General features: G+C 62.1%; 13 protein-coding genes. 5 read left to right on the forward strand and 8 right to left on the reverse strand.

Annotated features, from left to right (window positions below):
* The first annotated feature begins 181 nt into the window (after window positions 1-181).
* On the forward strand, window positions 182-451 hold the full coding sequence (locus FJ417_RS21180; protein ID WP_140646358.1) for a hypothetical protein: 270 nt from the start codon (window positions 182-184) through the stop codon (window positions 449-451).
* A gap of 95 nt (window positions 452-546) precedes the next feature.
* Here FJ417_RS21180 and FJ417_RS21185 read toward each other — a convergent pair whose 3' ends face one another.
* The 3 genes from FJ417_RS21185 to FJ417_RS21195 all read right to left on the reverse strand — a co-directional run bounded on the left by FJ417_RS21185 (window position 547) and on the right by FJ417_RS21195 (window position 2,887).
* Entirely contained in the window at window positions 547-786 is a 240-nt protein-coding gene (locus FJ417_RS21185) for a hypothetical protein (protein WP_140654208.1), read from the reverse strand.
* A gap of 59 nt (window positions 787-845) precedes the next feature.
* Window positions 846-2,024 (reverse strand): zinc-dependent alcohol dehydrogenase, encoded by a 1,179-nt coding sequence (locus FJ417_RS21190; RefSeq protein WP_140784792.1) that lies wholly within the window; start codon window positions 2,022-2,024, stop codon window positions 846-848.
* A gap of 77 nt (window positions 2,025-2,101) precedes the next feature.
* Window positions 2,102-2,887, reverse strand: coding sequence for an SDR family NAD(P)-dependent oxidoreductase (locus tag FJ417_RS21195; protein WP_140784793.1), 786 nt, complete (start codon window positions 2,885-2,887; stop codon window positions 2,102-2,104).
* Between the two features lie 162 nt (window positions 2,888-3,049).
* Here FJ417_RS21195 and FJ417_RS21200 point away from each other — a divergent pair, with 162 nt between their 5' ends.
* Complete coding sequence (locus FJ417_RS21200) at window positions 3,050-3,256, forward strand: hypothetical protein (protein WP_140646352.1); 207 nt, start codon at window positions 3,050-3,052, stop codon at window positions 3,254-3,256.
* Between the two features lie 210 nt (window positions 3,257-3,466).
* On the opposite strand, the gene FJ417_RS21205 is transcribed toward FJ417_RS21200, so the two are convergent.
* Window positions 3,467-3,790, reverse strand: coding sequence for a hypothetical protein (locus tag FJ417_RS21205; RefSeq protein ID WP_140654202.1), 324 nt, complete (start codon window positions 3,788-3,790; stop codon window positions 3,467-3,469).
* 210 nt (window positions 3,791-4,000) lie between these two features.
* Between FJ417_RS21205 and FJ417_RS33165 the strand changes: the two genes are divergently transcribed.
* The gene (locus tag FJ417_RS33165; protein WP_181166809.1) at window positions 4,001-4,492 is read left to right on the forward strand and encodes a hypothetical protein; all 492 of its coding nucleotides are present in this window, start codon (window positions 4,001-4,003) and stop codon (window positions 4,490-4,492) included.
* 284 nt (window positions 4,493-4,776) lie between these two features.
* Complete coding sequence (locus tag FJ417_RS21215) at window positions 4,777-5,157, forward strand: response regulator (RefSeq protein ID WP_140784794.1); 381 nt, start codon at window positions 4,777-4,779, stop codon at window positions 5,155-5,157.
* An 11-nt stretch (window positions 5,158-5,168) separates the two neighbouring features.
* Here the strand turns inward: FJ417_RS21215 and FJ417_RS21220 are convergent, their stop codons facing one another.
* From FJ417_RS21220 to FJ417_RS21230, 3 genes are read right to left on the reverse strand one after another with little or no spacing between them, the layout of a single operon-like run.
* On the reverse strand, window positions 5,169-5,543 hold the full coding sequence (locus FJ417_RS21220) for a response regulator (RefSeq protein WP_140646346.1): 375 nt from the start codon (window positions 5,541-5,543) through the stop codon (window positions 5,169-5,171).
* A 34-nt stretch (window positions 5,544-5,577) separates the two neighbouring features.
* Window positions 5,578-9,150, reverse strand: a complete 3,573-nt coding sequence (locus FJ417_RS21225; protein ID WP_140784795.1) for a CheR family methyltransferase — start codon at window positions 9,148-9,150, stop codon at window positions 5,578-5,580.
* Entirely contained in the window at window positions 9,104-10,159 is a 1,056-nt protein-coding gene (locus tag FJ417_RS21230; RefSeq protein WP_140646343.1) for a chemotaxis protein CheB, read from the reverse strand. The genes FJ417_RS21225 and FJ417_RS21230 overlap by 47 nt, the downstream gene beginning before the upstream one ends.
* A gap of 334 nt (window positions 10,160-10,493) precedes the next feature.
* Between FJ417_RS21230 and FJ417_RS21235 the strand changes: the two genes are divergently transcribed.
* Complete coding sequence (locus FJ417_RS21235) at window positions 10,494-10,925, forward strand: hypothetical protein (RefSeq protein ID WP_140784796.1); 432 nt, start codon at window positions 10,494-10,496, stop codon at window positions 10,923-10,925.
* A 52-nt stretch (window positions 10,926-10,977) separates the two neighbouring features.
* On the opposite strand, the gene FJ417_RS21240 is transcribed toward FJ417_RS21235, so the two are convergent.
* A complete protein-coding gene (locus FJ417_RS21240; protein WP_226892159.1) occupies window positions 10,978-11,553 on the reverse strand; it encodes a response regulator in 576 nt (191 codons plus the stop codon).
* Window positions 11,554-11,992: the final 439 nt, after the last annotated feature.

The following is an 11,992-nucleotide window of genomic DNA, read 5'->3' on the forward strand; positions in this document are numbered from 1 at the left end:
CCTTGCGGATTTGGCTTCGGCGCCCCGAACTGCGCGGCAAAAGGTTTGTTCCCTGCTTCAACAAAGTTCCCGTCTCAGGAGGTGCCGCAGCTTTGTCAGAGAGCCGTTCCACCATCTGGAACATTGCCTGTTGGCTGCTGTTAGGACCGCTCATCGGTCCCCGCTGCAGAAAGGAAAGTCCATGTCCGAGGCCAAGACGACCACCAACCACGACGAAATCCGGAAGTGGGTAGAAGAACGGAATGGCCAGCCGGCTGTCGTTCGCACGAAAGGCAAGGGCGGCATTCTGCGCATCGATTTCGGGGAGCCCGAAGACACGCTCGAACCGATCGAATGGGACGAATTCTTCCGCATCTTCGACGAGAACGATCTCGCCTTCCTGCATCAGGATGAAGCTGGCGGCGGAACGAGCCGCTTCAACAAATTCGTCGAGCGCAGCCGGAAGAGCTGACGGCCAAGGGTAGTGTCATGGCGCCGTTGAAGGGAGAGGAGACCCTGCAACGGCGCCGCGACAGACGGTCAGGCTGCCGCATTTGTTCGTCCCGCTCAATCGAGCGGCTTGTCCGTCGGCCTGGGTGTCGGCCCGGCCTCGCGGCGCCGGCCGGCATTGCGGCTGGCAACACGGTTATCGAGCGGCGAGGACGATGGCTCCGGGGCGCCTGCGGTCTTCGGAGCGATCGGCTTCGCGCCTGCATCGCTGCCCTGCGCATCGCGACGCGGATGTGGAAGACCTCCGCGGTCGGGCGACTTCACTGGAGGCTTGGACGTATCTTTCGCTTGAGCCATTTCGAACCTTCCTGGTTCAGTCAGAGATATGCAAAGCCTATCATTCGCTATCGGCGCTATCAGCCGTGCGGGCGCATCACCACTTTGATGCAGCCGTCCTGCTTGTCGCGGAATGTCTTGTAGAGGCCGGGTCCGTCTTCGAGGCCGGCGCGGTGGGTGATGACGAAGGACGGGTCGATCTCGCCGCTCTCGACCTTTTGAAGGAGCGGCTCGAGATAGCGCTGGGTGTGGGTCTGGCCCATGCGGAATGTCAGCCCCTTGTTCATCGCCGCACCGAAGGGAATGTGATCGACCAGGCCGATATAGACACCGGGCACCGAGATGGTGCCGCCCTTGCGGCAGCAATAGATCACCTCGCGCAGCACATGCGGCCGGTCGGTGCCGAGATAGACGGTGGCCTTGGCCTTATCGAGCATGGAATCGGTCGTTGCGGTTGCATCGGCCTCGGTGCCGACGCAGTCGATGCAACTGTCCGGCCCGCGCCCGCCGGTCATGGCCATCAGGGCATCGTAAATATCGGAATTGCTGAAATCGAGCGTTTCCGCCTTGCCGTAGTCGCGCGCCATGGCGAGCCGTTCCGGCACCTTGTCGATGGCGATGACGCGGCCTGCGCCGAGCATCCACGCGCTCTGGATGGCAAACTGGCCGACCGGTCCACAACCCCAAATGGCGACAGTGTCGCCTTCCTGGATGCCGGCATTCTCGGCCGCCATGTAGCCGGTCGGAAAGATATCGGAGAGGAATAGCACCTGCTCGTCATCGATGCCGTCGGGCACCTTGATGGGGCCGACATCGGCGAAGGGAACGCGCAGATACTCGGCCTGTCCTCCCCAGTAGCCGCCGACCAGATGCGAATAGCCGAACAGGCCCGCGGGCGACTGGCCCATGACCTTGGCAGCCTGCTCGGCGCTGGGGTTCGACCGGTCGCAGAGCGAGAACAGGCCGTTCTGGCAGAACCAGCATTCTCCGCACGAGATGTTGAAGGGCACGACGACGCGATCGCCCTTCTTGAACTTCGTATGGGCGCGGCCGACCTCCACCACTTCGCCCATGGTCTCGTGGCCCAGCACGTCGCCCGATTTCATCGTCGGCATGTAGCCGTCCATCAGATGCAGGTCCGAACCGCATATGGCGCAGCAGGTGACCTTAATGATGATATCGCGGTCGTTCTCGATCGCCGGATCGGCGACCTGATCGCAACGAATGTCGCCTTTGCCATGCCATGTCAGGGCTTTCATTGGGATTGTTCCTATGAATTGTGGGTCCTAGCGATGCGGCGGAACTGACGCTGAGCGGGAATGTCCCCGGATCATTTTCAGCCCTCTTTCGCCGAACCCGGCTCGGCCATCTCGCGGTGCTGTTCGGCCAGCGAGCCGGCCGGCGTGACATGGGCGGCGGCGACCTGCATCTTGTTCTTCCAGCCGCTGACGACCTGTTCTTCGCCTGCCATCAAGGCATCGTAGCCGTCTTTCGCCACATCCGCGGGGTTGTCCTTCTCCTGCGTTGCGACCTCGGTGTCCATCATGTCGGCACGCTCGAAGAAGCGCGTCTGCGTGGCCCCCGGCATCAGCACGGTCACGCTCACGCCGCTGTCTTTCAACTCGTGGCGCATCGCGATGGCAAAGGAATCGATGAAAGCCTTGGTGCCGTTGTAGACCGCCTGGAACGTACCCGGCATGAAGCCGGCAATGGAGCCGGTGAACAGGATCCGGCCGCGACCGCGCTCCACCATTTTGCGGCCGAGCTTATGTGCGAGGTAGACGGTGCCGGTGATGTTGGTGTCGATGACGCGGCGTGCCTGGCTCCAGTCCTGGTCGACAAAGCCTCGGCCCAGGCCGCGCCCTGCATTGAGGAAGAGAAGATCGATGTCGCGATCGCCGATCTTGGCGATCAATTTGTCGGCGCCGTCCTCGCTTGCAAGGTCGGCCTCCACTGCGTCGACCGAGACGCCATGCGACTGGAGCGCCTCGGCGGCCTGCTCGATGGCCGGCTCATCGGCGACAATGGCTAGATCGTAGCCGTCCTTGGCGCAGAGTTTCGCGAGCGCCTTGCCGATGCCGCTCGAGGCGCCGGTGACGACCGCCAGTTTCCTGTTTCCCATCCGATCCTCCTGAGTGGTTCGGCCGAACATCCGGTTGGACCGAATGTTCCTCGGGCGGGTAGGATTTCGGGCAAGGAGGATTTGCGCGCGGCCGATTGCTATGCGGTCGGCCGAGGGAACCGCGTGGGCGCTCAGGCTGTTGGATCAGCAAGGAGCAATGGCATGGGACTCTTTTCCGACCTGAGCAAAAAGCTGACCGAGAACCTATATGCTCATGGAAGCTATCTGAGCGATCCGAGCGCCGACCTGCCGCGGCGGGTGGAGGAAACGGTCGATCTGCTGATGCCCTTCGTGAAGCCCGAAGCGCGGGAAACGGTCAAGCTGCAGATCCTCGGCATCATCCACGAGCATATCTTTGACGAGAAGTGACTCCGGCTCGATCCCGGAGACACTAGCCGGCGGGGGCTCTGTCACCCCGAACGTCGCTTCGCGCAGCACCCGCACAATGGCGTCGGCTGGAGAGGGGTGTGTTGTTGGCTGTGCTTTCCAGCGCCACAGATGACGAAACAAACGTCTCAAGCGCGGCATCGCAATTACCTCCTTGCGCCATCCAACCTGGGACGGGGAATGATGTTCCTTTCATACCTGGCGGAAGACCGCGGCGAGCAGAAACACAACCGCGGCCAGTACAACCAGCGCCACGATCACCAGCACCGGGCCATTCCTGCGCGGTTGCAGGCCGGGCGCGTTCTCTGGCGGCCGCATCGCGTTGGCAAAGCTTGTCTGGTTGGTGAAGCTCGGTTTGCGCGGCCCGGCCGGCTTGGCGGAAGTCGGGACATCGCCGGCCTCGGCATCCGTCTCCTGCGGCGCCGCCGCAGGGTCGAACCCGGGGGTCTTGTCCTGCGTCCTGCCGGCCTGGATTTCGCCGCGGGCCTCGGCGGGTGTGCGTTGGTTAGGTGACATTCGGCGCCTCCTTTGTTTCCAAACCTGCTTCCGGCCCCGCTGTTCCAACCGGGCCTTTAGGATGGATATCGATCAGGGAGCCGCCTTCGAGTTCATCGCGAGCGCTTTGGAGATGTCAGGCGCGGCTATCTAAGTCGATTCTTGAACTGGGGCGGAACTTTCGGGAGCAGGGGAGCTTTGTATCCCCGACGCGGAGACGAAGAGGCAGGAATGCAAGTTCTCGACACAGCGATACATGCCGGTACTGGACACGTGACGGTCGAATTTCTCGGCGAGGACGGGGAAAACATCGCTGTCACCATGGTTGTCTCCGACCGCTTGCCTGGCGATGCCGCGCTTGTCGATCGCGCCAAAGAGTTGATGGTTCAGTGCGCGGCATTCGGCGGCCGATCTGCGCAAGGCAGCCAGGACGGCACCGTGGATGCCGTCCGGCCCGCCGACGAGAGGCCAATCGACGTGGGCCAGGATCTCTATACATTCGAATATCGCCAGGGTGGCAGTTTGAGGCGGCTTGATGGGGTGGAATTGCCCAACGTCGAAGCTGTACATGATGAAGCGCTGCGCTCGGCGATCGATCTGCTCGACGATCCGGCTGCCGAACCTCGGCGGGAGGGCTGGGCGGTTCGGGGCGGCGACGGCGATGTAATCTTGTCCATCGCTATCGATGAGGCAAAGCGGGAAAAGGCGGCCGCGGCGTTGTGATGGAGGCAAGTCTGTGAAGGATCGGACTATAAATCTCTTTATGCCCTTGCACGCGATTGCCGCCGCAAGGGGCGATGGGCTGAGGTCGCAATTCCTTCGACTGTTCGAGGCCCGCGCGGCCTTGTCAGACCTCGACGTGATCCAACTTAGCCGGGGCGAGGACGCAGGCTTGGACCAAGCCGGCCCGAATCCTATCGGCAGCCGCGCAGCCGTTTGCGGGCGAAATATTGTGCGCTTCCCTGGCCGGCGGAGTACATCAAGCCGTGTGCCAGGAGGAGGTAAGCGTGTCTGAGGAGATCGTTATGCAAGCGCCCTTGGCACTGATCATTGAAGACGAATATTTGATCGCTTGCGACGTGGCGGATGGCTTAAGGGCGCTCGGCTTCGAGGTGGCGTGCGTGGCCTCGGAACGGGCAGCCGCGACATGGCTGGACGACAACCGCCCCGATCTGGCCATCATCGACATCCAATTGCTCGACGGCCAACGGGGTACCGCCGCCGCTCGCCTCAAGGAAGCGGGTGTGCCTTTCGTCGTCCATTCGGGCTACGATCCGGCGTTCCAGTCCGCTGTCTTCCATGGCGCGCCTTTTCTGCCGAAGCCTGCGCCGATCCGGCATCTGGTCGAACTTGCGAGCCGGTTGATAGGCGATCGCACCACGTCGTAGGCCAGGCTTTCTCAGTCCGGCGCATCGCTCTTGCGGAACCGCGACACCGCTTCAATCAACAGGTTGTAATCGACCGGCTTCGACAGCTTGGGCTTGTCGCGAAACTGGTCGGGAAAGACGGTGACGCTGTCATAGCCGGTAAGGAAAATGAAAGGGACACGGCCGAGCGTGAGATGCTCGGCCAGCGGAAAGCTTTGCTCCCCCCGAAGGTTCACATCCAGCACGGCTCCGTCCAGGGCAACACCATCGATTTGTGCAAGCGCCTGTCTGACCGTAGGTGCCGGGCCGATCACTGTGCATCCTGCTTGCGTCAACCGGTCGGTGAGATCCTCCGCAAGCATAAATACGTCCTCGACCACGAGGACATTCAGGCCGGACAGGAGCATGTTGTGTCCACTCCTCATCGCTCAGCGGCAAATGTCAGCGACCTTTGCCTGACGCCAGTGGAATTTCTATGTCGCATTCAAGTCCGGAGCGTTCGAACCTTAGATCGACCTTCCCTCCCAGCTCGTACTCCAAACTCTGCTGGATGAAGCTCGTTCCGAAATTCCGCCTTGGCGGCTCTTCGACGACAGGTCCGTCGATTTCCCTCCAGCGGATCGACAGAATGCCCGGTTTGTCGGTGTTCCAGGCTACTTCGACGCGACCGTCCTCTGTCGATAGGGCCCCGTATTTCGCGGCATTGCTGGCAAGCTCGAAGAACACCATGCCGAGTGTCGCGGCCGCGCTCGCGCCAAGCTGCAAAGGGCTTCCCAGGATGATGATATTCTGGCGCAGCTTGCTGCTGTAAGGCGACAGCACTGCCCGCAGCAACTGCTCGAGATCGGCATCTGTCCAGTTGTAGGAAGACAGCACGTCGTGCGTTCGACCCATTGCCTGCAGCCGCTGCTGGAAGGACGTGGAAAAATCGCCCATCGAACTGGATGTGCGAACCATGCGAGATGTCAGCGCGGTGATCGTGGCCAGGATATTCTTCACGCGGTGCTGCAATTCGTGCAGCAGCCTTTCCTGGCTGCGCTCGGCCTCCTTGTGGCTGGATATGTCGACCAGCGCCGCGATGGCGCCGCGGACCTTGCCCTTTTCGTCGAACAGCGGGTTGGCCGACATCATGACGTCGATTGCGGTGCCGTCTTCATGCTGGACCCTCGCTTCATAGCCGGGAATTGCCCTGCCGGTGCGCATTGTCTTGAGCAGTGGCTGGTCGTCGGTGCCTACCTTGGTTCCATTGAGCGTCAGCGGCAGGATTGCGGGCACGGATATCAGCTTGGTGCCGGCAGCGGGCCGACCCAACAGCTCCGCCGCGCGCCGGTTGGCGCGGATCTGCACGCCAGCGTCATCCTCGGCGATGAAGATGCCGATCGGCACGAGGTCGAGCAGGGTTCCGAGGCTTTCGACGCGGTTGCGCAGGTCGTGCGAGAGTGCGCCGATCGTTTTCTCGGCCTGCGTGATCTGGGTAATGTCGACGAAGGTGACGACGACGCCCGCTATGATGTTGTCGACTGTCCGGTAGGGCAGCACCCTCATGATATAGCTCTTGCCGTTGTCTATGCCCTCGATCTGCCGCTCGATCGTGCCAAGCCTTTGCAGCACCTGTTCCATGTCGGCCTGCAGGCCGTCGGCCGGGAAGCGTGGACGGACATGCGCCAGCGGCCGTCCGACATCGCTTTCCACCAGCCGGAACAGGTCGCGCGCGGTCGGTGTGAAGTTCTTGATGCAGAGGTCGCGGTCGAGGAAGACGGTGGCGATCTGCGTGCTTTCGAGCAGGTTCGCCACATCGTTGTTGGCGCGGGTGAGCTCGTCGACGCGCAGACTGAGCTCGGCATTGACGGTGTGCAACTCCTCGTTGATCGACTGGAGCTCCTCTTTCGAGGTCTCCAGTTCCTCGTTGGACGACTGCAACTCCTCGTTGATCGAGGAAAGCTCCTCGTTCGAGGATTTCAGCTCCTCGTTGGAGGATTCGAGTTCCTCCGTCGTGATCTGCAGACGCTCCTTGGTTTCCCTCAGCTCCCTTTCGAGCTGGCTGACATTGGCGCTTTCAACATCGTCGGTTATGTGGATGGCGTCGTCCTCGGCTTCAGGCTTGATCCCGCCGACATCCCGGAAGACCAGCATATAGAGGGGGTCGGAAGAACCATCGCCCGGCAGCGGCTGTACAGCCAGGCTGATCGTCTGACGCCCGCCATTGGTGCCGATGCTGATCTTATTCTGGACTGCCACCTGTCCGGTGCTTACGGCCTTGTGGAGCGCGGCCCTCAGATCCATGCGCAACCCGCGACGCGCCATGGAAAAGACGCTGTGGCTGGGGGCGCCGGAAGCGAGCTCCAGATATTTGCCCGTGCCGCCTGAGCTGTGCATCATTTCGCCGGCAGCATTCACGATCACATATGCCGGCGAATAGCGCTCGACGAGCAAACGCTCCGCGATTTCCTGCAGGGTTTCGGTCGTTACCCGCCGGCGCGCACTTGGATCCGTCGATCTCGCCGCGGCAGCGAGCGGGAATTCCGGCAACCGATGTGTGGTGGCCCCGTTGCGCCTCTGGAAGATGCGGTTTGTCTTATCTACCGTCGAGAACAGCTGTGGATGGCGCGTGACGTTCTCCGAGGAACCGAGAAGGAGATAGCCGTTGTTGCGCAATGCGTAGTGAAAGATCGGGACGATCTTTTCCTGCAGTTCCGGGCCCATATAGATCAAAAGGTTGCGGCACGCGATCAGGTCGAGCTTGGAAAAGGGCGGATCTCGCAAGAGATTGTGCGCCGAAAAAAGGCAGATCTCCCGCAAGTCGGCGGAAATGCGGTACGTACCGTCCTCGCGCGAGAAGAACTCCTTCAGCCGCTTCGGCGCAACGTCCGGCGCGATCGTCGCCGAGTAGCGACCGGCGCGCGCCACTTCCAGCGCGCGCTCGTCGATGTCGGTGGCGAAGATCTGTAAGTTGGGCGAGGCGGCGCCGCGCGGCGCGTTTTCCTTCAAGAGCATGGCGATCGAATAGGCTTCCTCGCCGGTGGCGCAGCCCGGCACCCATACCCTGATCGTCTCGCCAGGCTTGCGGCTCTCGAGCAGCCGGGGAATGACCACACGTTCGAGAGCTTCGAAAGCCTGCGGGTCCCGGAAGAAGCTGGTGACGCCGATCAACAGGTCCTGGAACAAAAGATCGACCTGCTGCGGGTCCTCGCGTAGCCGCTCATAGAAGACGGTAGGATCGTCGATCTGCAGCACCTGCATGCGGCGCTGGATGCGCCGCAAAATGGTGTTGTCCTTATAGCCGCTGAAATCATGGCCTGTGCGCGAGCGAAGCAGGGCGACGATGCGCGAAAGCTGTTCGGTCACTTCGCGCTTGCGTCGATCCCGCTCGGTTTCGGTGCGGCTCGCGTGAGTGAAATAGCTGACCAGCTTGCCGGCCATCTCCTCCGCGGGAAGCACCATGTCGACCAGGCCGCTCTGGACGGCGCTGCGCATCATCCCGTCATATTCGGCGCTCTCCTGCGCAAGGGTCAGTCCGCCGCGCTCCTTGATAGCCCTCAGGCCGACGGTGCCGTCGCTGCCGGTTCCGGAAAGAATGATTCCGGCGGCGTTCTCGGCCTGCTCCTGCGCAAGCGAGGTGAAGAAATCATCGATCGGCGCCCGTTTGTCGCGCTCGGCCGCGATCTTGACCAAGTGAAAGCGCCGCTCTTCAATCCTCACCGAAACACCTGGCGGGATCACATAGATGTTATCGGCTTTGATCTCTACGCTTTCGGCAACTGTTTGCGTTGCGATCGCGGTTGAGCGCTGGAGGATGCTGGCAAGTGCACTTTCATGCTCGGCGTCGAGATGCTGGATGACCACGTAGGCGAAGCCGCTGTCGGCGGGCACCTCGGGAAAAAAGCTCCGCAATGCCGCGATCCCACCCGCCGATGCGCCGATGCCGACAATGGGGAAGGACGCCGGCTGTTTTTCATCGTCGCGCGAACTAACCCTTGCCTTGTGAGTACTTGCCTTCCGCGCTGACTTCGCCATTGCCCCTTACCTGAACCCGCCTGCTTTCGAGGATGCGTTCGATCACAGCGGCATCCGCCTCATATTCCTTCGCCCGCCTGCCCATTTCGGCGGCGAGTTCGGAGCGGAGCTTCGCCCGCTCCCGCTCTGCCATTCGCTTGGCAAACGCCGCCCGCTGCTGATGCGAGCGGAGCAGGCTCCACAGGATATCGTCGGCCTCCACCGCCTGCACCTCCATCACCGCGTCGGTGGTGAAGGCATGCCCGGTATGACACCGATAGCGCAGCATGTCACCGTCTTCGATCTCCCACAACGGCCCGTGACATTCCGGGCATGTAAACACTGACAATTCGCCAAGTCGATCCGCTTCTTGCATCGTCGAATGCTCCTGCGCGGCAATGGCCGCTTCCAATCTAACCACAGGCGGGGGAGGAAAGGATTCTCCGGGCGGCTCGACCGCAAGCTTTGCCAGCAAAGGGCCGAGCTCGGCAGCGGGCAGGCAGTGGTCGACGTCGACATAGCGCAGCGCGCTTTCAATCATCCCCGGCACCAGCGTGTCCTTGGGGTGCTGGACGACAGCCAGCCCGCCGACGGACTTGATGGCCCTTAACCCGGCGGTGCCGTCGGAAAGCGAACCCGAAAGCAGAACCCCGATGACACTCGCACCGTAGCTCAGCGCCGCCGAGCGGAACAAGGGGTCGATGGCCGGCCGGGCAAGGTTCTCGCGCGGGCCGCGCCGCAGCATCATATGGCCATCGTGAAGGAGAAGGTGGAAGCCGGGTGGCGCCACATAGATGCAGCCAGTCCTGAACTCTTCACCGTTCCTGGCCGGCTGCGTTTCGAGCGTGCCCGCGCGGTCTAGGATCTCCGGCAGGTAGCTGACCTGGCCGATATGCACCACGACGAACGTGGCGGCCGGCAGATCGGCGGGCAGGTCGTTGACAATCCGCTTCAGCGGCTCGATCCCGCCGGCCGACGCCCCGATGACGATGATATTGTGGTTGTTCGATGGGCCTTTGGAACGGGCCATTCGCCAACAAGCCTCCAAGCTTGGCTGAGAACCGCTTCGATGCAGTGATGGCGCCACCGCGGTTCAGCGGTTCAAACGACTGGTCAGATGTTCAACCATGCAATCTGCACGAAGTTCCATTCGCTGCCGGCCCAGGCTCATCATCGCGAGGATGGCTGGAACATAGCGGAGGACTGGCAGTTCGGGTTCGCTTCAGACGCCACGCCAGGCGTTTGTCGAAGATCGGTGGGCAACACCCTGATCGGCCCGCGCCTGTCCCTCGCAGGCGCGGGCTTCCGGCCCGGCAGGTCTGCCGCGCAGTGCAGATATCGGCCTCAAACCACAGGAGACAGCAATGAAGCATCAGACCTCATATGAACTTCAATCGGTGGCAGTCGTCGACCGGCTTGGATTGATTCCGCTTGCAACGAGAACGCAGCGGATCGAGCGGTGGGCGGAACTGCTGGACCGCAATCCCCTTCGGTGCCTGTCCGCGCTAACGGGCACCGAATATGTCGATCCCGAGGTTCGCGAACGCGTGCGCGCGGACGGATCGCCGCTCGCGGTTGCGTTCGATGATCCGTTGCTGCGCGCGGCCGGCTTGCAGTCCGACACCTACGGCGAGGCGAAGCGCTTTTTCGAATTGTCCGATTGGCAATTGCATGACGTCGTGTGCAGCTGCCATGCCGGCGCGACGATGCAAGCCAGCTGGGCTGCCGCGCGGGTCCGCCGGATCATACAAGGCAACCGGATTCTCGGCTGGCTCAGAAGCCGCCTGACGCATTGAGAATGCTGGTCGCCCGGCGAACGCAGGTCGCCGGCGGCTCGGCTGTCTGAGATCAGTGCAGCAGACAAGCTCCGCGCAGCCGCGCCATCCTGCGCATGATGGTGTTCAGCCAGTCGGCGATCGACGACCCTTCGGGCCTTTTGTCGATATCTTCAAGCGCCTGTTCCAAAGTGTGCTCGACAAGGCGGTCGGAAGCGCCGGCATCGTCCAGCAGCAGACGCGCGGTGAGCCGGAGTTTGGGGAGCAGCGCTACGACGTCCTCCGCCGCGGTCGCCGGCTGCGCGAAGGTCAATGGCTCTGCAGAGGGCTCCGGCTGGAACAGCGCATCGACCACGACAGCACGGTTTGACGACTTGCTCAGGCTGCTCGCGAAACGCAAACGCTCGGGGATGGCGATCTCGTCATACCCGCTGAAGAAGACGAAAGGCACGTTGCGCCGCATCAATTCATCCGCTACCGGGAAAACGTGGCGGCCATGCAGATTGATATCCAGAATCGCTGCGTCCGCCGCCTTTGCATGTCGCCCGGCCTGCTCCACTGTCGCTGCCGGTCCGAGGATGATAGCGCCCATGTCAGCGAAGAAAGTCGCCAGATCGCTGGCCACCAGCCACTCGTCTTCCGCGATCAAGAGGTGAAGTCCCCTGAGGTTTCGCACACGAAGCTCCTTAGTTCATATTCTCATTGTGGTGAGACCTCAGTCGCGGGGCATGCCGGGTCGATACCCGGCGCTTATATCCACGAGATCGCAGGGAACCCAATTGGTAGAACGCGGCGACGTGTGAACCGTTCCAGCCGTTCACTGCGCGCACTTCGATCGGGATCCGACAGGCATGGAACCATTCCGCCGGCCTGCGGTTCGGCGTGAGGTCGGCCGGGAACCATGACTATGACGTCGCACGGCGAAGCTCCCAGGGACGACAACGGGGTCGAAATGCCGAATGCGTCCGCGACCTTCCGGAAAGAGCGAGAATTCCAAGCGGGGTGGTGTTGGCGCTGATGCTGAAATACGGCAACGAGCCGAACGTGCTCGATCGCGAGGCTGCAAAGCTCGAGCGCGACGCGGAGAA

It is taken from the genome of Mesorhizobium sp. B3-1-7 (assembly GCF_006439385.1).
Classification (GTDB): Bacteria; Pseudomonadota; Alphaproteobacteria; order Rhizobiales; family Rhizobiaceae; genus Mesorhizobium.

What these genes read in the sequence shown, in the direction of transcription:
- FJ417_RS21225 (WP_140784795.1), bottom strand. Translation starts at nt 9,150, where the DNA reads ATGGCGAAGTCAGCGCGGAAGGCAAGTACTCACAAGGCAAGGGTTAGT.
- FJ417_RS21195 (WP_140784793.1), bottom strand. Translation starts at nt 2,887, where the DNA reads ATGGGAAACAGGAAACTGGCGGTCGTCACCGGCGCCTCGAGCGGCATC.
- FJ417_RS21200 (WP_140646352.1), top strand. Translation starts at nt 3,050, where the DNA reads ATGGGACTCTTTTCCGACCTGAGCAAAAAGCTGACCGAGAACCTATAT.
- FJ417_RS21235 (WP_140784796.1), top strand. Translation starts at nt 10,494, where the DNA reads ATGAAGCATCAGACCTCATATGAACTTCAATCGGTGGCAGTCGTCGAC.
- FJ417_RS21190 (WP_140784792.1), bottom strand. Translation starts at nt 2,024, where the DNA reads ATGAAAGCCCTGACATGGCATGGCAAAGGCGACATTCGTTGCGATCAG.
- FJ417_RS21185 (WP_140654208.1), bottom strand. Translation starts at nt 786, where the DNA reads ATGGCTCAAGCGAAAGATACGTCCAAGCCTCCAGTGAAGTCGCCCGAC.
- FJ417_RS21205 (WP_140654202.1), bottom strand. Translation starts at nt 3,790, where the DNA reads ATGTCACCTAACCAACGCACACCCGCCGAGGCCCGCGGCGAAATCCAG.
- FJ417_RS21220 (WP_140646346.1), bottom strand. Translation starts at nt 5,543, where the DNA reads ATGCTCCTGTCCGGCCTGAATGTCCTCGTGGTCGAGGACGTATTTATG.
- FJ417_RS21230 (WP_140646343.1), bottom strand. Translation starts at nt 10,159, where the DNA reads ATGGCCCGTTCCAAAGGCCCATCGAACAACCACAATATCATCGTCATC.
- FJ417_RS33165 (WP_181166809.1), top strand. Translation starts at nt 4,001, where the DNA reads ATGCAAGTTCTCGACACAGCGATACATGCCGGTACTGGACACGTGACG.
- FJ417_RS21180 (WP_140646358.1), top strand. Translation starts at nt 182, where the DNA reads ATGTCCGAGGCCAAGACGACCACCAACCACGACGAAATCCGGAAGTGG.